Source organism: Halorubrum yunnanense (genome assembly GCF_026586675.1).
GTDB classification, from domain to species: Archaea; Halobacteriota; Halobacteria; order Halobacteriales; family Haloferacaceae; genus Halorubrum; species Halorubrum yunnanense.
Genome location: NZ_JAODIX010000027.1, coordinates 57,946 through 76,348, shown reverse-complemented (window position 1 = coordinate 76,348; position 18,403 = coordinate 57,946). Strand labels below are relative to the sequence as shown.

General features: G+C 68.9%; 19 protein-coding genes. 12 read left to right on the top strand and 7 right to left on the bottom strand.

Annotated elements, in window-relative coordinates:
* The first annotated feature begins 3 nt into the window (after positions 1-3).
* The 5 genes from N5096_RS06095 to N5096_RS06075 all read left to right on the top strand — a co-directional run bounded on the left by N5096_RS06095 (position 4) and on the right by N5096_RS06075 (position 5,878).
* Complete coding sequence (locus N5096_RS06095) at positions 4-2,931, top strand: DNA-directed RNA polymerase subunit A' (protein ID WP_267663425.1); 2,928 nt, start codon at positions 4-6, stop codon at positions 2,929-2,931.
* Positions 2,924-4,138: a DNA-directed RNA polymerase subunit A'' gene (gene rpoA2 / locus N5096_RS06090; protein WP_267663424.1), complete on the top strand. Its 1,215-nt coding sequence runs from the start codon at positions 2,924-2,926 to the stop codon at positions 4,136-4,138. The genes N5096_RS06095 and rpoA2 overlap by 8 nt, the downstream gene beginning before the upstream one ends.
* Positions 4,138-4,557, top strand: a complete 420-nt coding sequence (locus N5096_RS06085) for a NusA-like transcription termination signal-binding factor (protein WP_267663423.1) — start codon at positions 4,138-4,140, stop codon at positions 4,555-4,557. The genes rpoA2 and N5096_RS06085 overlap by 1 nt, the downstream gene beginning before the upstream one ends.
* A gap of 242 nt (positions 4,558-4,799) precedes the next feature.
* Entirely contained in the window at positions 4,800-5,228 is a 429-nt protein-coding gene (locus N5096_RS06080) for a 30S ribosomal protein S12 (RefSeq protein ID WP_004599087.1), read from the top strand.
* Positions 5,225-5,878, top strand: coding sequence for a 30S ribosomal protein S7 (locus tag N5096_RS06075; protein ID WP_267663422.1), 654 nt, complete (start codon positions 5,225-5,227; stop codon positions 5,876-5,878). The genes N5096_RS06080 and N5096_RS06075 overlap by 4 nt, the downstream gene beginning before the upstream one ends.
* A 260-nt stretch (positions 5,879-6,138) precedes the next feature.
* Here N5096_RS06075 and N5096_RS06070 read toward each other — a convergent pair whose 3' ends face one another.
* Positions 6,139-8,127 (bottom strand): aconitate hydratase, encoded by a 1,989-nt coding sequence (locus tag N5096_RS06070; protein ID WP_267663421.1) that lies wholly within the window; start codon positions 8,125-8,127, stop codon positions 6,139-6,141.
* Between the two features lie 234 nt (positions 8,128-8,361).
* On the opposite strand from N5096_RS06070, the gene N5096_RS06065 reads away from it, so the two are divergent.
* The gene (locus N5096_RS06065) at positions 8,362-8,835 is read left to right on the top strand and encodes a deoxyuridine 5'-triphosphate nucleotidohydrolase (protein ID WP_267663420.1); all 474 of its coding nucleotides are present in this window, start codon (positions 8,362-8,364) and stop codon (positions 8,833-8,835) included.
* A gap of 4 nt (positions 8,836-8,839) precedes the next feature.
* Here N5096_RS06065 and N5096_RS06060 read toward each other — a convergent pair whose 3' ends face one another.
* The 4 genes from N5096_RS06060 to N5096_RS06045 form a co-directional block, all read right to left on the bottom strand.
* On the bottom strand, positions 8,840-9,244 hold the full coding sequence (locus N5096_RS06060) for a tautomerase (protein ID WP_267663419.1): 405 nt from the start codon (positions 9,242-9,244) through the stop codon (positions 8,840-8,842).
* 157 nt (positions 9,245-9,401) lie between these two features.
* A complete protein-coding gene (locus N5096_RS06055) occupies positions 9,402-10,766 on the bottom strand; it encodes an LLM class flavin-dependent oxidoreductase (protein ID WP_267663418.1) in 1,365 nt (454 codons plus the stop codon).
* Positions 10,767-10,875: 109 nt separating this feature from the next.
* On the bottom strand, positions 10,876-11,283 hold the full coding sequence (locus N5096_RS06050; RefSeq protein ID WP_267663417.1) for a CBS domain-containing protein: 408 nt from the start codon (positions 11,281-11,283) through the stop codon (positions 10,876-10,878).
* A 74-nt stretch (positions 11,284-11,357) separates the two neighbouring features.
* Positions 11,358-12,314: a DUF5787 family protein gene (locus tag N5096_RS06045; protein WP_267663416.1), complete on the bottom strand. Its 957-nt coding sequence runs from the start codon at positions 12,312-12,314 to the stop codon at positions 11,358-11,360.
* A 97-nt stretch (positions 12,315-12,411) separates the two neighbouring features.
* On the opposite strand from N5096_RS06045, the gene N5096_RS06040 reads away from it, so the two are divergent.
* The 3 genes from N5096_RS06040 to N5096_RS06030 all read left to right on the top strand — a co-directional run bounded on the left by N5096_RS06040 (position 12,412) and on the right by N5096_RS06030 (position 14,359).
* Positions 12,412-12,795: a hypothetical protein gene (locus N5096_RS06040; RefSeq protein ID WP_267663415.1), complete on the top strand. Its 384-nt coding sequence runs from the start codon at positions 12,412-12,414 to the stop codon at positions 12,793-12,795.
* Positions 12,792-13,439, top strand: coding sequence for an NUDIX hydrolase (locus N5096_RS06035; protein WP_379790048.1), 648 nt, complete (start codon positions 12,792-12,794; stop codon positions 13,437-13,439). The genes N5096_RS06040 and N5096_RS06035 overlap by 4 nt, the downstream gene beginning before the upstream one ends.
* A gap of 86 nt (positions 13,440-13,525) precedes the next feature.
* Positions 13,526-14,359: an NAD+ synthase gene (locus N5096_RS06030; RefSeq protein ID WP_267663414.1), complete on the top strand. Its 834-nt coding sequence runs from the start codon at positions 13,526-13,528 to the stop codon at positions 14,357-14,359.
* A gap of 45 nt (positions 14,360-14,404) precedes the next feature.
* Here the strand turns inward: N5096_RS06030 and N5096_RS16500 are convergent, their stop codons facing one another.
* Positions 14,405-14,554 carry a DUF7563 family protein gene (locus N5096_RS16500; RefSeq protein WP_425493562.1) on the bottom strand — a complete coding sequence of 50 codons (150 nt, stop codon included), beginning with the start codon at positions 14,552-14,554 and terminating at the stop codon, positions 14,405-14,407.
* Between the two features lie 156 nt (positions 14,555-14,710).
* Positions 14,711-15,811, bottom strand: coding sequence for an anthranilate phosphoribosyltransferase (locus N5096_RS06025; protein WP_267663413.1), 1,101 nt, complete (start codon positions 15,809-15,811; stop codon positions 14,711-14,713).
* Positions 15,812-16,101: 290 nt separating this feature from the next.
* On the opposite strand from N5096_RS06025, the gene N5096_RS06020 reads away from it, so the two are divergent.
* From N5096_RS06020 to N5096_RS06010, 3 genes are all read left to right on the top strand, one after another.
* Entirely contained in the window at positions 16,102-16,260 is a 159-nt protein-coding gene (locus N5096_RS06020) for a DUF7317 family protein (RefSeq protein ID WP_176329372.1), read from the top strand.
* A gap of 87 nt (positions 16,261-16,347) precedes the next feature.
* The gene (ahbB, locus tag N5096_RS06015) at positions 16,348-17,406 is read left to right on the top strand and encodes a siroheme decarboxylase subunit beta (RefSeq protein WP_267663412.1); all 1,059 of its coding nucleotides are present in this window, start codon (positions 16,348-16,350) and stop codon (positions 17,404-17,406) included.
* A 182-nt stretch (positions 17,407-17,588) separates the two neighbouring features.
* On the top strand, positions 17,589-18,395 hold the full coding sequence (locus N5096_RS06010) for an aldo/keto reductase (RefSeq protein ID WP_267663411.1): 807 nt from the start codon (positions 17,589-17,591) through the stop codon (positions 18,393-18,395).
* Positions 18,396-18,403: the final 8 nt, after the last annotated feature.

Here is an 18,403-nt window from a genome sequence, read left to right as displayed (position 1 = left end):
TCAATGCAAACACCGAAAGTACTCGGCGGCATCGACTTCGGCCTCATGGACCCGGAGACGTACCGGGACATGTCGGCGACGAAGGTGATCACGGCCGACACGTACGACGACGACGGCTACCCGATCGACATGGGGCTGATGGACCCGCGGCTGGGCGTCATCGACCCCGGCCTGGAGTGTCGGACCTGCGGCTCCCACTCCGGCTCCTGTAACGGCCACTTCGGCCACATCGAGCTGGCCGCGCCAGTCATCCACGTGGGCTTCACGAAGCTCATCCGGCGGCTGCTCCGCTCGACGTGCCGCGAGTGCGGGAAGCTCGCCTTAGACGACGCGCAGCGCGACGAGTTCCGCGAGCGCTACGAGCGCGCGAAGGAGCTCGGCGACGACGAACACGACGTGCTGAAGGCCGCCGTCCGGCAGGCGCGGAAGGCGAAGACCTGTCCGTTCTGCGGCGAGCCGCAGGCGGACATCAAACACGAGAAGCCGACCACCTACTACGAGGTCCAGGACGTACTCTCGGGCGACTACTCCGAGCGCATCGCGGCCGCGATGCAGCCCGACGAGGAAGAGGACGACCCCGGCACGTCCCCGCAGGAGCTCGCAGAGAAGACCGACATCGCTCTCGACCGGATCAACGAGATCATGGCCGGCGAGTTCCGCCCGCGCAAGGAGGACCGCCGCGCCATCGAGAAGGCGCTCGACATCGACCTCACGGAGGAGGACATGAACAAGCTGATGCCCTCGGACATCCGCGACTGGTTCGAGGACATCCCGAACGAGGACCTCGAGGTCCTCGGCATCGACGCGGAGAACTCCCGGCCGGAGTGGATGATTCTGACGGTCCTCCCCGTCCCGCCGGTGACCACGCGCCCATCCATCACGCTCGACAACGGCCAGCGCTCAGAGGACGACCTCACGCACAAGCTGGTCGACATCATCCGGATCAACCAGCGGTTCATGGAGAACCGCGAGGCGGGCGCCCCGCAGCTGATCATCGAAGACCTCTGGGAGCTGCTCCAGTACCACGTCACCACGTTCGTCGACAACGAGATCAGCGGGACGCCGCCGGCGCGACACCGCTCCGGCCGGCCGCTCAAGACCCTCAGCCAGCGGCTGAAAGGGAAGGAGGGTCGCTTCCGCGGCTCGCTGTCGGGGAAGCGCGTCAACTTCTCCGCCCGGACCGTCATCTCGCCCGACCCGACGCTCTCCCTCAACGAGGTCGGCGTCCCGGACCGGGTCGCTATGGAGATGACCCAGACGCTCAACGTCACCGAGCGCAACGTCGACGAGGCGCGCCAGTACGTCCGGAACGGCCCGGAGGCGCACCCCGGCGCGAACTACGTGCGTCGCCCTGACGGGCGTCGTCTGAAGGTGACCGAGAAGAACTGCGAGGAACTCGCCGAGAAGGTCGAGGCCGACTGGGAGGTCAACCGCCACCTCGTTGACGGCGACATCGTGATCTTCAACCGGCAGCCCTCGCTACACCGGATGTCCATCATGGCCCACGAGGTCGTGGTGATGCCGTACAAGACGTTCCGGCTCAACACCGTCGTCTGTCCGCCGTACAACGCCGACTTCGACGGCGACGAGATGAACATGCACGCGCTCCAGAACGAGGAGGCCCGCGCCGAGGCGCGCGTCCTCATGCGCGTCCAAGAGCAGATCCTCTCGCCGCGCTTCGGCGGGAACATCATCGGGGCGATCCAGGACCACATCTCCGGGACGTACCTGCTCACGCACTCGAACCCCGAGTTCACCGAAACGCAGGCGCTGGACCTGCTCCGGGCGACCCGGGTGGACGAGCTGCCCGAGGCGGACGGCGTCGACGACGAGGGACGCGAGTACTGGACCGGCCGGACGCTGTTCTCGGAGCTGCTCCCCGACGACCTCTCGCTGGACTTTACGTCCTCGACGGGCGACCGCGTGCTCATCGAGAACGGTCAGCTGGTCGAGGGGACGATCGACGAGGACGCGGTCGGCGCCTTCGGCGGCGAGGTCGTCGACACTCTCACGAAGGAGTACGGGAAGACGCGCTCGCGCGTGTTCATCAACGAGATTGCGTCGCTGGCGATGCGCGCGATCATGAACTTCGGCTTCTCGATCGGGATCGACGACGAGTCGATCCCGCCGGAGGCCGAAGAGCAGGTCGACGACGCCATCGAGAGCGCCTACGACCGCGTCCAGGAGCTAATCTCGACGTACGAAGCCGGCGAGCTGGAGTCGCTGCCGGGCCGCGGCGTCGACGAGACCCTGGAGATGAAGATCATGCAGACGCTCGGGAAGGCCCGCGACTCGGCCGGTGAGATCGCCGAACAGCACTTCGGCGACGACAACCCGGCGGTCGTGATGGCCCGCTCCGGCGCGCGTGGGTCGATGCTGAACCTCACGCAGATGGCCGGCTCCGTCGGCCAGCAGGCGGTCCGCGGCGAGCGCATCAACCGCGGCTACGAGGACCGGACGCTCTCGCACTACAAGGAGAACGACCTCTCGTCGGAGGCGCACGGCTTCGTGGAGAACTCCTACCGCGGCGGGCTCACGCCCGAGGAGTTCTTCTTCCACGCGATGGGCGGCCGCGAGGGGCTCGTCGACACGGCGGTTCGGACCTCCAAGTCCGGCTACCTCCAGCGGCGGCTCATCAACGCGCTCTCCGAGCTCGAGGCGCAGTACGACGGTTCGGTCCGGGACACCTCGGGCCGGATCGTCCAGTTCGAATTCGGCGAGGACGGGACTTCGCCGGCGAAGGTATCCTCCGGCGAGGGCGACGGCATCGACGTCGACGACATCGTCGACCGCGTCGTCGACGCCGAGTTCGAGTCCGACGACGAGAAGGAGCGGTTCCTCGGTGAGCGCGCGCCGCCGACAAACCTCTCGGAGCACGCCGGGCCGGGCCTGAACAAGGCCGGCGGTCCGGGGGTGGAATCCGATGACTGAGTACGACCACGTCACGGATGACATGGAGGCGGTCGTTGAGGCGACGGAGCTACCGACCCGCCTCAAAGACGAGGTGTACGAGGCCCTCGAACAGAAGGCCGAGGAGGCCGGCGCGATCACGATCGAGCAGGCCACCGAGGTCGCGACGGGCGTCGAGAATCGATACATCGAGACGCGGGTTGATCCCTTGGACCCTGTTGGGACTGTTTCTGCACAGTCAATCGGTGAGCCCGGGACTCAGATGACAATGAATACTTTTCATTACGCTGGGGTTGCAGAAATCGACGTCACGCAGGGGCTCCCCCGGCTCATCGAGCTAGTGGACGCCCGGAAGACGCCGGACACGCCGATGATGACGGTCCACCTCGGGGGCGAGTACGCGACGGACCGCGAGAAGGCCCACGAGGTCGTCTGGTCCATCGAGGCGACGCGTATCCTCGCGCTCGGCGACGTGTCGACGAACGTCGCCGACATGCTGGTTCGGATCGACCTGAACGACGACACCCTCCTCGAGCGGTGGCCAACCCACTCCGACCCGTCCGAGGTCGCCGGGATCGTCGCCGAGACGATCGAGGACTCCCTGGGCGTCGACGCCCGGCAGTCGGGCACCGTCATCGAGTTCGGCCCGAGTGAGCCGAGCTACCGCGAGCTGCTCCAGCTCGTCGAGCGGCTCCGCGAAATCGTCTTCAAGGGGATCGAGGAGATCGAGCGCGTCGTCATCCGGAAAGAGGAGATCGACGGCGACGAGGAGTTCGTCCTCTACACTGAGGGGTCGGCGTTCGGCGACACCCTCGACATCGAGGGCGTCGACGCCTCGCGGACGACGTGTAACAACATCCACGAGATCTACCGCAACCTCGGGGTCGAGGCGGCCCGCGAGACGATCATCGACGAGACGAAGAACACGCTCGAAGAGCAGGGGCTCGACGACGTGAACGTCCGGCACCTCATGCTCGTGGCCGACATCATGACGAACAACGGCGAGATCGAGTCGATCGGGCGCCACGGCATCTCCGGCAACAAGGACTCCGTGCTCGCGCGGGCGGCGTTCGAGGTGACGGTCAACCACCTGCTCGACGCCGCGATCCACGGCGAGTACGACGAGCTCGACGGCGTCATCGAGAACGTCATCGCCGGCAAACCGATCTCGCTCGGCACCGGCGACGTCGACCTCCGGATGGGGTCGCGCGTCGTGGGCGACGACTGATGCGCGTCGAGCTCTCCGACGAGGCGCGGCGCTACATCGGTCGCTTCGACGAGCTGACCGGGGTCGCGCCGAAGGACTGCCTCGTGGAGGGCGACCGGCTCGTGTTCCTCGTGCCGGCCGGCGAGATGGCCGCCGCGATCGGTCAGGCGGGCGAGACCGTCGAAGAGGCGGAGCGGCGGCTGGGCAAGTCCATCGAGCTCGTCGAGGACGCCGATACGCCGAAGGCGTTCGTCGCGAGCGCGCTCGCGCCGGCGGCGGTCAACGCCGTGACGATATCCGAGCAGAACGACCGGGTCGCGTACGTCGAGGTACCGGAGCCGGACCGCGGCGTCGCCATCGGCGCCGACGGGACCAACATCGAGACGGCCCGGACGCTGGCGAAGCGTCACCACGACGTCGACGACGTGCAGCTCACGTAGGGGCGACCGGCGTTAGCCGACGCCTCGTTCGCGTGTCGCTCGCGCGCCGTTCGCATATCGGTCAACGACGCCCGCTCGGGCCGGCTTACCGGCTCAGCGGGGACGAGCGGCGGTCGTTTTCGGATCTCTTCCCACAAAAAACACCCTCAGAACGGACGAGAGGTACCGCTCGGGCGATCTGAGGCCGTTTCGCCGCGCCGAAAGACGACGCTTAAGTAGCTCCGTTCGGAAGTGGATGTACGATGGCGAACGGCAAATACGCGGCCCGTAAGCTCAAAAAGGACCGGCAGAAGCGTCGCTGGTCCGACTCCGAGTACGCTCGGCGAGAGCGCGGGCTCAAGAAGAAGTCCGACCCCCTGGAGGGCGCTCCGCAGGCTCGCGGAATCGTCCTGGAGAAGGTCGGGATCGAGGCAAAGCAGCCGAACTCGGCGATCCGAAAGTGCGTCCGTGTTCAGCTCATCAAGAACGGGAAGCAGGTCACCGCGTTCTGTCCCGGTGACGGCGCGATCTCGTTCATCGACGAGCACGACGAGGTCACGATCGCCGGGATCGGCGGGGCCAAGGGTCGCGCGATGGGCGACCTCTCCGGTGTCAACTACAAGGTCGAGAAGGTCAACGGCGTCTCCATGATCGAACTCGTTCGCGGAAACGCGGAGAAGCCCGTCAGATGAGCGGGGAGGAGACCGAGGCGGAGTCCGACGCGGACGTCGCCGCCGACGAGCCGGAGCCGGACGCGCCCGCGTCCAGTGAGGCCGCCAACGAGAACGCGAAGCTGTTCGGTGCCTGGGACGTCGCGGAGATCGCTTACGAGGACCCCTCGACGAAGCGGTACATGACCGTGACGCCCATCGCCCACACCATGGGCCGTCACGCGTCGAAACAGTTCAAGAAAAGCGAGATCTCCCTGGTCGAGCGGATGATCAACCGCCTGATGCAGACCGAGGAGAACACGGGCAAGAAACAGCAGGCGACGCGGATCGTCCGCGACGCCTTCGACATCATCCACGATCGGACCGAGGAGAACCCGGCCCAGGTCCTCGTGACGGCCGTCGAGAACGCCGCGCCCCGCGAGGAGACCGTCCGTCTGAAGTACGGCGGGATCTCCGTCCCGAAGGCGGTCGATGTCGCGCCCCAGCGGCGCGTCGACCAAGCGCTGCTGTTCATCTCCGACGGCGTCGCCAGCGCGACGTACAAGTCGACGACCTCCGCCGCCGAGGCGCTCGCCGACGAGCTCGTCACGGCCGCGGACTACGACGCCGAGCGCTCCTACTCCATCTCGCAGAAGGAGGAGCGCGAGCGCGTCGCCGCCGCGGCCCGCTAACGCCGGTCTCGACGCCGAACCGACGGGACGCGTTTCGCGGTTCTTCCGTTTCGACCCCGACCGCGGAGCGGCAGCGCTAGTTAGCGGCGAGAGGACACGTAGCCCACCGTGAGCGACTGCGACTACTGTTTATAAATAAGCGAGTGGAGCTTCGGGGACGTCCGCCGCCGATCCGCGCGACCACCGCTGAAGGAGCGACCGCGTCGAAAAGTAGGGGAGACAGAGATCCGAGATCGGCCGTTGGCCGGTGGACAGCGCGCTCAGTCGTCGGCCGGCGCCGCGCCGGAGCCGTCGTCGGCGTGCTGCTGTTTGACCCACGAGAGCTTGCCGCCGGCTCCGAGGATGTCGCGCTCGCGCTCGGAGGCGTCCAGATCGGCGGTGAACTCCCACTCGCCGTCGTTGACGCTCACGGTGAACTCCTCTTGGTCGGAGGCGACGCCCGCGGGCACGTCGTCGACGATCCGGAGGTCGTCGCCCTGCTCGATCTGCTCGTACGTCTCCGCGTCGATCGCCAGCGGAACGATACCGAAGTTGAACAGATTCGCCTTGTGGATGCGGGCGAAGCTCCGCGCGAAGACGGCCTCGATGCCGAGGTACATCGGACAGAGGGCCGCGTGCTCACGCGAGGAGCCCTGCCCGTAGTTCTCGCCGGCCACGAGGACGCCGCCGTCGGCGTCAAGCGAGCGCTGCGCGAACGTGTCGTCGACGCGCGACAGCGTGAACTCGGAGAGCTTCTCGATGTTCGAACGGAACTTCAGGATGTCCGCCGTCGCCGGGATGATGTGGTCGGTGGTGATGTTGTCCTTCATCTTGAGGAGCGCCTCACCGCCGTCCACGTCGATCCCGTCTTTCAGCGGCACGTCGCCGATGTTCGGGCCCTTGACCAGACCGTCGTCGATCGCCTCGTCGGGCGAGATGATGTCGGAGTCGGACTCGCCCATCCCGGGGCCGTACTTCGTCCCCATCTCCAGGCCGGGCGCCTCGAGGTCGCCGAGGTCGTCGGCGAGGTCGCGCGGGTCGACGATCTCGCCGGTGATGGCCGCCGCGGTGGCCACCTCGGGCGAGCAGAGGAAGACGGAGTCGTCCTCGATGCCGGAGCGACCCTCGAAGTTGCGGTTGAACGTACGCAGCGAGACGGAGTCGGAGGCGGGCACGTGGCCGATGCCGATACACGCGCCGCACGTCGCCTCGGAGAAGTTGACGCCGGCCGCCATCATCTCCGCGGTCCAGCCCTCGCGGGCCAGCATCTCGGACGCCTGCTTCGAGCCCGGCGCGACGATCATCTCGGTGCCCTTCGAGACCTCGCGCCCCTCGAGCATCTTCGCGCTGGGGAGGATGTCCTCGTAGGCGCCGTTGGTACAGGAGCCGACGATGACCTGCTCGACCTCGGTGCCCTCGTACTCGCTGACGGGGGCGACGTTGTCGGGCATCGACGGCGCGGCCACGAGCGGCTCGAGCTCGCCGAGGTCGACCTCGATGGTCTCCGCATACTCCGCGTCGTCGTCGGGCTGGAGGTCGACGTGTTCCGCTTCGCGGTCCTGGCGCGCGAGCCAGTCTTTCGTCTTCTCGTCGGTCGCAAAGATCGAGGAGGTGGCGCCGAGCTCGGTGCCGAGGTTCGTGATCGTGGTCCGCTCGGGGATCGAGAGCTTCTCGGCGCCGGGGCCGGTGTATTCGAAGATCTTGCCGACGCCGCCCTTGACGGTCAGATCGCCGAGCAGGTGGAGCGCGATGTCCTTCGCTGTCGCCCACTCGGGGAGCTCGCCCTCGAGGTGGACGTTGACGACTTCCGGCATCTCGACGTAGTAGGGGCCGCCGCCCATGGCGACGGCGATGTCGAGGCCGCCGGCGCCGATCGCGAGCTCGCCGAGCCCGCCGGGCGTCGGCGTGTGCGAGTCGGAGCCGAGCAGCGTCTTGCCGGGCGCGGCGAAGTTCTCCTTGTGGACCTGGTGGCAGATCCCGTTGCCGGGCCGGGAGAAGTACGCGCCGTACGTGCCGGCCGCGGAGCGGAGGAAGCGGTGGTCGTCGGTGTTCTTGAAGTCGAACTGATACGTCTGGTGGTCGCAGTACTGCGCGGCCAGCTCCGTCTGGACCTCGTCGAGGTCCAGGGCCTCGAACTGGAGCCACACCATCGTCCCGGTCGTGTCCTGCGTCAGCACCTGATCGATCTCGATGCCGATCTCCTCGCCGGGCGTCAGCTCGCCCTCGACGAGATGGTCATCGAGGATCTGCTCCGTAATCGTTTGTCCCATATCACCGAATGATGGCCCTCCCGTGGATATAAAACCCGCGAGTTTTTTGCAAGATCGACCGTGTTGGATCGGGGAATCCAGCGATTATTACGGGAGAACGGACGTGGTATCACTCCGCATGTGAGGGATAAGCGTAACGAGAGTATAGGCGGTTCGATGGACGTTCGCGCTCGGGGGATCGACGCCGCGATCGCGGACGACACCGTTTAGTCTCGGCCGGGGTTCCGGTCGAGCATGTTCGACTCGGGAGCGACGGTCGCGGCGGCGCTGGAAGCCGGCGACGCCGACCTCGACGATACGCAGCGACAGCCGAACGGCGTCGACCTCACGGTCGGCGCGGTTTTCGAGCAGACGGGACCGGGCGCGGTCCGTCTCGACGGGAAGCGGGTGGGCGAGCGCGAGGAACTCGACCCCGAGGAGGGAGCGTACCGACTGGATCCCGGGACGTACGTCGTCCGGTACGGCGAGCCGGTGCGGATCCCAGACGGGCGCATCGGGTTCGTCCTCCCGCGGTCGACGCTGCTGCGGAACTCGTGTACCCTCGACACCGCCGTCTGGGACGCCGGCTACGAGGGCGTTGGCGAGGGGCGCCTCGACGTGGGGCACGTGATCGAGGTCGAGCCGGGGGCGCGGATCGGCCAGCTGGTGTTCGCCGAGGCCGACCACGACGGGACGTACGAGGGGACGTATCAGGGAGAGAACCGCTGAGGCGTCACTCCTCCTCCCAGTCGCCGCCCACCCGGTCGATCCCCATCATGTCCTCGCCGGCGTGCTCGGTGAACACGACCTTGGCGTTCGGCCCCGGGACGCCGAACGCCGCGACCGCGCGCTCCATCACGGCCAGCGCGAACCCCCGCTTGTACTCGAACGGGCGCCCCTCGCGCACCTCCGCGTCGAGGAACAGCAGCGGGCCGTCGACCGCCCGCCCGATGGCCATCGCGGACGGCTCGCGCTCGGCGACCGTCGCCGCGACGTGGCCCGCCGTGGTCGCCATCTCCTCGGCGTACCGGTCGGTGACGAACGCGGCGAACGACTCGCGCTCGCGGCGGCGGGAAAGGCCGCGGCTCGGCGACGTGAAAGGAACGAACGCCGCGCCCGTGCCGGGAAAAGGTGGCACGGGCGCGGCGTTCAGTAGGTCCCCGCTGACGCTTCGGCCCTCCAAGCGAAGCGTCGTCGAGTAGCAACGGGGGAATGTACTTAAGGGTAGCGAGGGCGGCAGCGCTGTCGGATTCAGGTCCGATGAACCCGGACCGGTATCGACCGACGCGACCGACCTACTGCCTCGCCGGGTGGTCGTCGCGGAGCCGGGACTGGCCCTCGCCGAGCAGGCGCTCGCGGAGGGTACCGCCCGCGGGGCGGTCGTCGGGGTCCGGGACGAGCCCCCGCTCGCGCAGCTCCGGGACGACGAGGTCGACGAAGTCCGTCAGCGAGTCGGGGCAGACGACCTCCTTCACGTTGAACCCGTGGACGCCGACCTCCTCGTGCCAGTACGCCAGCTCGTCGGCGACGAGCTCCGGGGTGCCGACGATCTTCGGCGACGTGGTGCCGAGCCCACAGAACTCCGCGACCTCGCGGACGGTCCACTGGCGGTCCGGCTGGGCCTTCGTGAACGCGTTCATCGTCCCCTGGATCGCGTCCGTCTCGATGTGTTCGACCCTCTGGTCCGGGTCGAGCTCCGAGAGGTCCATGTCGAGGAACCCGGAGAGGAGCGCGAGCGTCGCCTCGACGTCGACGTGGCGCTTGTACTCCTCGTACTTCGCCTCCGCGAGGGCCTGCGTCTCGCCGACGACGGGGACGACCCCGATGAAGAACCGCAGGCTCTCGGGGTCGCGACCGCGGTCGGCCGCGCGCGACTTCACGTCGGCCATGTACTCGCGGACGCCCTCCTCGGTCGGCTGACTGGCGAAGACGGCCTCGGCGTTCGCGGCCGCGAACTCCCGCCCGCGGTCGGAGGAGCCGGCCTGATACACGACGGGAGTCCGCTGGGGAGAGGGCTCGCAGCCGTGGGGGCCGGGCACGGAGAACTGCTCGCCGTCATGGTCGATCGCGGAGACCTTTTCCGGATCGGTGTACCGCCCGGAGTCGCGGTCGATCTCGACCGCGTCGTCGTCCCACGACTCCTCCCACAGCTTGTAGCAGACGTCGAGGAACTCGTCGGCGCGGTCGTAGCGCGTCTCCTTGTCCATCCGCTCGGAGAGCCCGAGGTTCTCGGCGGCCGACTGGAGGTAGGAGGTGACGACGTTGATCGCGACCCGCCCGTCGGTGAGGTGGTCGAGCGTCGAGAACTCCCGCGCGAGCTGGTAGGGGTGGGTGTACGTCGTCGAGCGCGTGACGGCGAACCCGAGTTCGTCGGTGACCTCCGCCATGGCGGGGACGACGAGCTGCGGGTCGCTCGCGGGCGTCTGGACCGCCTTCTCGACGGCCGTGTGGCGGTCGTCGCCGTAGACGTCGTAGACCCCGCGCACGTCGGCGAAGAACACCGCGTCGAACCCGCCCCGCTCCGCGGTCCGGGCGATCTCGGTCCAGTACCCGCGGTCGGTGTACTCGGGCGACCGGTCGCCGGGGTAGGTCCACGACCCCGGCGAGACGTGCTCGACGGAGGCCATGGTGAAGAGGTTGAGATGCAGGTGGTCGGGCATGTCGCCGGGTAGGCGGGGCCCGCGTAATATCCCACAGAAAGGGGCGTCACTTGTCGGCGTCGCGGACGCGGAGGGAGCTGCGGACGGACTGCGGCGACGAAACGGGGTCCTACGGCGACGGCGTTCCCGGCGAGGAGACGTACGCGGCGAAGTCGGTGGTGGTGATGATCCCGATCGGCGCGCCTCCGTCGACGACGGGCACGTGGTGGAAGCCGTGCTCGACCATGAGCGAGGCGACCGCCGAGACGGAGTCCTGCGCGCTCGCCGTGATCGGGTCTCGCGTCATGTACCGCTCGACGGTCGTCTCCGCCTTCGGCTGGCTCTTCGCGACGATGTCGACGAAGTCGGTCGTAGTGAGGATACCGACCAGGTCGCCGTCGTCATCGACGACCAGCGCCGAGCTGATGTCGTTGTCGAGCAGCACGGCGGCCGCGTCCTCGACCAGCGTGTCGGGCGTCACCGTGTAGAGCTCGCTCGTCATCAGCCGCGCGACGAACGCGTCGTCGATTTCGTCCATACCCGATGGACCGTCGCTCGGGGTATAAGCATTCGCACGCGGCCCGACAGGGGCGCCGTACCGGCGCCGCGACCTCACAGGAACCGCGAGAGCCCCGACTGCCGGCGCGGCCCGTCGCCGTCGGGGTCGGCGATCCACGCGGTCCGCTCGTCGCGCAGGCCCTCGCGGTCGACCCCCGGCGGGTCCGCCGGGTCGTGAGCGACGCAGCCCGCGCCACAGTCGCGCCCGGGGTCGACCACCCGGTCGAACCGCTCGCAGTACGGCCGGCCGTCGGCGGTGCCCGTCGCGTGCGCGCAGTCCGGCGGTGCCGGTCGCCACCCCTTCCCGTACGCGCGCTCCGCGATCCGGCGCCGCTTTCGGGCCAACGCGTCCGGGCCGACAAGGGCGACGTCGGTCCGGAGCGACCGCTCCTCGCGGATCTCGACGCCGGACGCGCCGGGCGAGAGCGGCGTCGGCTCCCGGACCACCTCGCGCTCGCCCGTCTTGGGGTCGAACCGCCAGACACCGACCGGGTCCGGGATCCGGTTGAGGTGCGCGCGGGTGACGTACGAAGCGGTGGCGAGGATCGCCTCGTCGAACAGCCCGAGCGCGACGTCGTACCGCAGTTGCGCCCGCAGGTCGCCCGGCGTCCCGAGGTCGGGCTTGTTCTCGATCGCGGTCAGCGAGTCGACCCAGTCGTCGGGGTACCGGGCGGTCGTGCGCACAACCGGGCGCCCGTCACGGCGCTCGCGTTCGAGGTAGCCGACCTCGACCGCCCGATCGACGACGGCGGCCGCCCGGTCCGGGGAGAGATCGAACGCCTCCGCGACGGTGACCGCCTCGCCGGGGCCGACCGCGGCCTCGATCGCGGGGTCCGGGATCCGCTCGGGCGTGATCGCCGCCCGGCGGTCGAACCCCGGTCCGGGCTCCAGCACGCAGACGTCGACGATCCGGCCGCCGGGGTTCGTGACGCCGGCGCCGAGCTGGCGGGCGACGACCCGATCCGGCGATTCGAGCGCGGCGCACAGCGCCAGCTCGAACCGGAACTCCATGGGGGACAGAAGGGCGCCGGCGAGTAAAGCGCGTCGGCGCGGGCGGCCGGGCCGCCGCGGTCGAAACCGGTATTCCCGGGGGGCGACAACGTCGACCATGCGCCGGGTCACCCGGAACCTCCTCGTCGTCATCGCCCTGGTGGTCGTCGTCCTGCTCGCGCTGGGCGCGCTCCCGAGCTACCTCGGCAGCGGCGAGCCCTACTACCTGACCGCCGAACCGATCGAGACGGACGAGACGGCGGCCGACGTCAGCAACGTCTCCGACCGTCGGTGGCCGTTTCTGACGAGCGCGCTCACCAGCGACGACGGGCGCTCCGACCCGTACCGGGCCGACTCGTACGGGATCAAGGAGTGGTTCACCCACACCCCCTTCGACGAGGTGGACGCACTCACGCGACAGACCCCCGGAGCCGCGACCGGCGATGGGGTCCGCGTGCGGTACGAGGGAACGGCCTACCGCGTGGAGGTGGTGCAGCCGTGAGCGACGGCGAGGAGCCGGCCGACGGCGAGAAGCTAGGCGAGGGCGACGACGCCCCGGCCGCCGACCTCCGCGACCTCCCGGCCTTCTCCGACGGCCGCAACCACTCGCTGCCGGGCGAGCCGGAGTGGCCGGTCAGGGAGGTCGCCGTGGAGTACGACCCCGGCTGGTTCGTCGGGGGATACGACCGCGTCAAGCAGCCGGACGGGTCGGAGAAGAAGTACTACTGGGCGGAGCTGTCGCCCGCGACGGTCGTGATCGCGGTCGCCGACGGGCAAGTGCTGTTCGTCGAGCAGTACCGTCCCACCGTCCGGAACACCCAACTGGAGCTGCCCGCGGGGATCGTCGAGCGCGGCGAGTCGTACGCCGCGGCCGGGGCGCGCGAGCTCGCCGAGGAGACCGGCTTCGCGCCCTCATCGACGTCGCTGCTCCAAGAGGTGTGGTGCTCGACGGGCGTGCTCCGCCACACGCGCGGCTACGTGTTCGCCGAGGGGCTCGAACCGGTCGACGTCGACCACGACAGCAACGAGTTCCTCTCGCCGCGCACGGTCCCGGTCGAGGAGGCGCTGGAGGTCGCCCGCGAGCCGCCGACGAACGACGCGACGCTGGAGGGGCTGCTGTTGGCCGAAGAGGAGGGGCTACTGTGACCCGGAGACCGCGGGGAAACCAAACGGACGTCCAGTTCGTCGGGGAAAAGCGGGGATATTAGTCGTCTCGGCCCCTCTCTTCGTTTATGAGTCAGACATCGGAGCAGTCGGTGTTGCTGTCGGACGACCCGCCGCTCGACCTCCGGCTCTCGGAGGAAGAGTTGGAGGCGACACGCGAGCGCCTTGTCTCGTTCATCGCTGACATCGTGGACGAGGCGGGCGCCGAGGGCGCCGTCCTCGGCCTCTCGGGCGGGATCGACTCGACGCTGACCGCGCACCTCGCCGTCGAGGCGCTCGGCGAGGACGGCCTCCACGGGATCACGATGCCCGCCGAAGTGAACGACCCGGACGTGATGAGCGACGCGGAGCGCGTCGCCGACGAACTCGGGATCGAGTACGACGTGGTCGAGATCCAGCCGATCGCGGAGGCCGTCTTCGACGCGTTTCCGGGGGCCGCGGACGACCGGACCGCGGCGGGCAACGTCTACGTCCGGACTCGGGCGGTCCTGAACTACTTCGTCGCTAACGCGGAGGACCGCGTGGTGCTGGGGACCGGGAACCGCGCGGAGGCGATGACGGGGTACTACACCAAGTACGGCGATCAGGCGGTCGACTGTAACCCGATCGGGGACCTCTACAAACAGCAGGTCCGACAGCTGGCCGCCCACGTCGGCGTGCCGCGTGACCTCGTGATGCAGGAGCCGACCGCGGGGATGTGGGAGGGGCAGACCGACGCCGAGGAGATGGGCCTCGACTACGACACCGTCGACGCGATCGTAGCGGTCCACGTCGACGGCGGGCTCTCCCGGGCGGCGACGGTGCGCGAGCTTGACGTGCCCGCGGAGGCCGTCGACCGCGTCGTCGACCTCCACGAGCGCAGCGCGCACAAGCGGTCGATGCCGCCGGCTCCGGAGCGGTAGCCGACGCTGCCGGGGACCGCGAAGCCGAGGAGAGAAGAGACCCCGTCAGGCGTCGTGCGCCCGCTGTTTTGTGACCTCCCCGATACCGGCGTTGGCCGAGCAGTTCGGGCACGCGTGGGTCCGACCGCGCGCGTCAGAGAACACGCGGGCGAACCGGTCAGAGACGTGCGCGTCGCAGTGTTCACACGTGGGGATAGCGGGGGCTCCCGCCGTGTGAGGTGGCGTGGTGTATCATGATGTTCTGTGCGTGTGGGAGTCGGTCACGAGCGCCGAAGTGGGCTTTCCCAACTTACCCCAAAACCCCTCCCGAAACGCGCTCGAAAGCCGGGGACGTCGCCGCGAGTACGGGCCTCAGAACCCGCGGAGCGCCTCGAGAACACCCATCGCGGAGCCGTCGTCGATGACCTCGCGGGCGGTCTCCAACCCCTGCTCGATCGAGTCGGCGTCCTCGCGGGCGTAGATCCGGAGCGCGGCGTTGACCGCGACCGCGTCGGCGAAGGCGCCGTCGCGGTCGCCGGCCAGCACCGCCTCCGTGATCTCGGCGGAGTCGGCGGCGACGTCGTCGACCGCGAGGTCCGCCTCCTCGAGGTCCATCCCGTACTCGGCGGTCTCGATCTCGAAGTCGTCGAAGGAGGCGCCGCCGCTGCCGGCTTCCTCGCCGTCGCTCCCGCCGACCGCGTCCCACTCGGCGACCTTGGTGTAGCCGGGGCGGACGTCGTCGTACCCCTCCATCCCCTGGAACATGAGGACGCGATCGAGGTCGTGGAACTCGCTCGCGACGAACGTGTCGACCACCTTCTTCGCGAACGCGAGGTGATAGAAGGAACCGAGGTGGACCGACGCGCCGGCGGGGTTCGCCAGCGTCTCGATGGTGTTGACGAACGACCGGACGCCCATCATGTCCCGGCGGTCGAACAGGTCGTCGATCGCGGGGTTGAACTCGGGTTGGGAGTAGAAGCCGAAGCCGGTCTCGTCGACCATGTCGGCCGAGTCCGCGGGCGTCAGCTCGGTGCGGACGCCCAGCTCGTCGAGGACGTGTTTATAAGCGTCCTGCTTCTGGGTGGGGACCCTGTCGCCGGAGTGAACGACGACTGGCGTCCCGGCCGCGGCCGCGACCGCGCCGGCCGCGACGCCGAGGATCGCGGAGCGCCCCTTCCCGTCGTAGTTGGCGCCGCAGTCGACGGGGTCGACGTCGGGTTCCGCGTACTCGACGCGCTCGCACATGGCGTCGACGTACGCGCCGAGCTCCTCGGGCGTGTTCCGCTTCCAGCGGTTCGAGAGCCAGAACGCCCCGAGCGTGGTCGGGTCCGGCTCGCCCGCGAGGATGCGCTCGAACGCCTCGGTCGCCTGCGCGCGCGTCAGGTCGTCGGCCGACTTGTGGCCGGAGCCGCAGACCTCGGTCATCAGCCGCTTGAGGGGCCACTCGCCGAACTCTTGGGTCGCCTGAGCCATACGCATCGTTCGGGTTCTCGAACGAAAAGTCCCTCGCTCGACTCCCGCGCGGCGGGAACGGACCGGTCAAACTCGCCGTCGGCCGAGCGCGCGCGAGCCGAGGACTCCGTCGACGGGGGGGTTTCACGCGAGTCCCGTGCGAGTCGTTCACATATTGAAACAGGTCGATCGGGCATTATTAGACGGTTTTAGTTTTGTATTAGCCAGTATACCTGCTCATGAGTCCCCGAGACAAGGTGCAAAAAGCGTTAGAACTATATAATCGGTCAGCTATTAGAGGGACGTACACGATGACGTCCAAATCCGTCGCCACCGCACTCACGCTGTATCGCGCTCGCACCCTAACGCTCGAACAGGCCGCCACCGTCGGCGGCTGCTCTGCGGCGCAGCTGGAGGAGAGCGCCCGGGCCTTCGCGCCGGCGTCGGGGCGGACCCCCGCTGACGACTGACCCTTCCTGTCCGGCACCGCCGGCCCGTCACCGGAACAGCGGGCTCCCTCCGAAACCCGTAGGTACGCGCGACCCCAACCGAACCCAATGAGTCTGGACGCCGACTGGCGGGCCGACATCGACGCGGTCGACGCCGCGCTCATCGACGAGTACCAGAGCGGCTTCCCCGTCGAGTCGCGCCCGTTCGAGCGGGTCGCTCGCGAGGTCTCGGCCGAGACGGGCGTCGACGTCGACGCCGGCGAGGTGCTCGACCGCGTCCGCGACCTCCGGGAGCGCGGCGTGTTCCGGCGGTTCGGAGCAGTGCTCAACCCGCCTGTCATCGGCTCGTCGACCCTCGCTGCGGTGCGCGCGCCCGAGGACCGGTTCGACGAGGTCGCCGAGGTCATCAACGGCTACCGGCAGGTGAACCACAACTACCGGCGCGACCACGAGTGGAACCAGTGGTTCGTCGTCACCGCGGGCTCGCGCGAGAAGCGCGACGCGATCCTCGCGGAGATCGAGGAGCGGACCGGCTGCGAGGTACTGGCGCTCCCGATGCTCACGGACTACTACATCGACTTGGAGTTCCCCGTCGTCAACGCGGATCGGTTCGCGCGAGAGTCACTGGACCACACGGCGGTCTCCGCCACCCGCATCTCCGAGAACGCTCGCGGCGACCTCACCCCTCTCGAGGCCGACCTCCTCCTGGCGATCCAGGACGGCTTCCCGCTGTCTTCGACCCCCTACGCCGACGTGGCGGACGAGATCGACGCCCCACTCGACGGCGTCCTCGCGGGGGTGGAGCGCCTGCTCGCGGACGGCTGCATCAAGCGGATCGGCTGCGTCGTCAACCACGTCGTCACCGGGTTCACGAACAACTGCATGGTGGTCTGGGACGTGCCCGACGACGAGCTCGACGAGCGCGGCGAGGCGGTCGGGAGCCTCCCGTACGTCACGCTGTGTTACCACCGGCCGCGCCGGAGCGACCAGGGGTGGGAGTACAACCTGTTCACGATGATCCACGGGCGCGAAGCCGAGGCGGTCGACGCCAAGATCGACGAGCTGGCGTCCGACCACCTCCCCTTCACCCACGAGCGGCTCTACTCGACAGAGACGCTGAAACAGACCGGCGCGCGGTACGAGGACCTCGTCGCCGACGGCGACTGACGGGAGGCGAGACGGCGGGGAGGGAGGCCGCGGAGGTCAGTCGTCGCCGAGCGACGCGGCGGGCTCGTCCGCGTCGAGGGCGTCGTCACCGGGCTCGCCGCCGAGGGCGTCGGCGCCGGAGCGGGAGGGTGGGGCGAGATCCCGACCGGTACGTTGAGGGGGCTCCCGCCCCCCGAACTGGTATGTCCGACGCGTTCGGTCGACTCGGGTACGGGACGTACAAGCTGGCGGGCGGCGAGGAGTGCGTCGGCGGGGTCGCTCACGCGGTCGAGACGGGGTACCGCCACGTCGACACCGCGCAGGGGTACGACAACGAGGCGTCGGTCGGGACCGGGATCGACCGCGCCGACGTCGACCGCGAGGACGTGTTCGTCGCGACGAAGCTCTCGACGGAGAACCTCTCGTACGACGACGCGACCGCGACGGCGCGGGTGAGCCGCGACCGGCTCGGTGTCGACTCGATCGACCTGCTGTACGTCCACTGGCCGATCGACACCTACGACCCGGAGGAGACGCTGCCCGCGCTCGACGGCCTCGTCGACGAGGGCGTCGTCGACCGGATCGGGCTCTCGAACTTCCGGCCCGACCAGCTCGAAACCGCGATCGACCGGCTCGACCACGACGTGTTCGCCCACCAGGTCGAGTGTCACCCGCTGCTCCAGCAGGCGGAGCTGCGGGAGCTCGCGGTCGAACACGGCCACTACCTGGTCGGGTACTCGCCGATCGCGCGCAACCGGGTCGCCGACGTCGACGTCCTCCGGGAGATCGCCGCGAGACACGGCGCCAGCCCGGCGCAGGTGAGCCTCGCGTGGCTGCTCTCGAAGGAGCGCGTCGCGCCGATCCCGAAGGCCGCGAGCTTCGACCACGTCGAGGAGAACTGGGCGGCGCGGGATCTCGACCTCGACCCCGAGGACGTCGAGCGGATCGACGCGCTCGAGCGGAGCGAGCGCGTCGTCGACTTCGAGGACGCGTCGTGGAACGGGGCGTGACCGGAGTC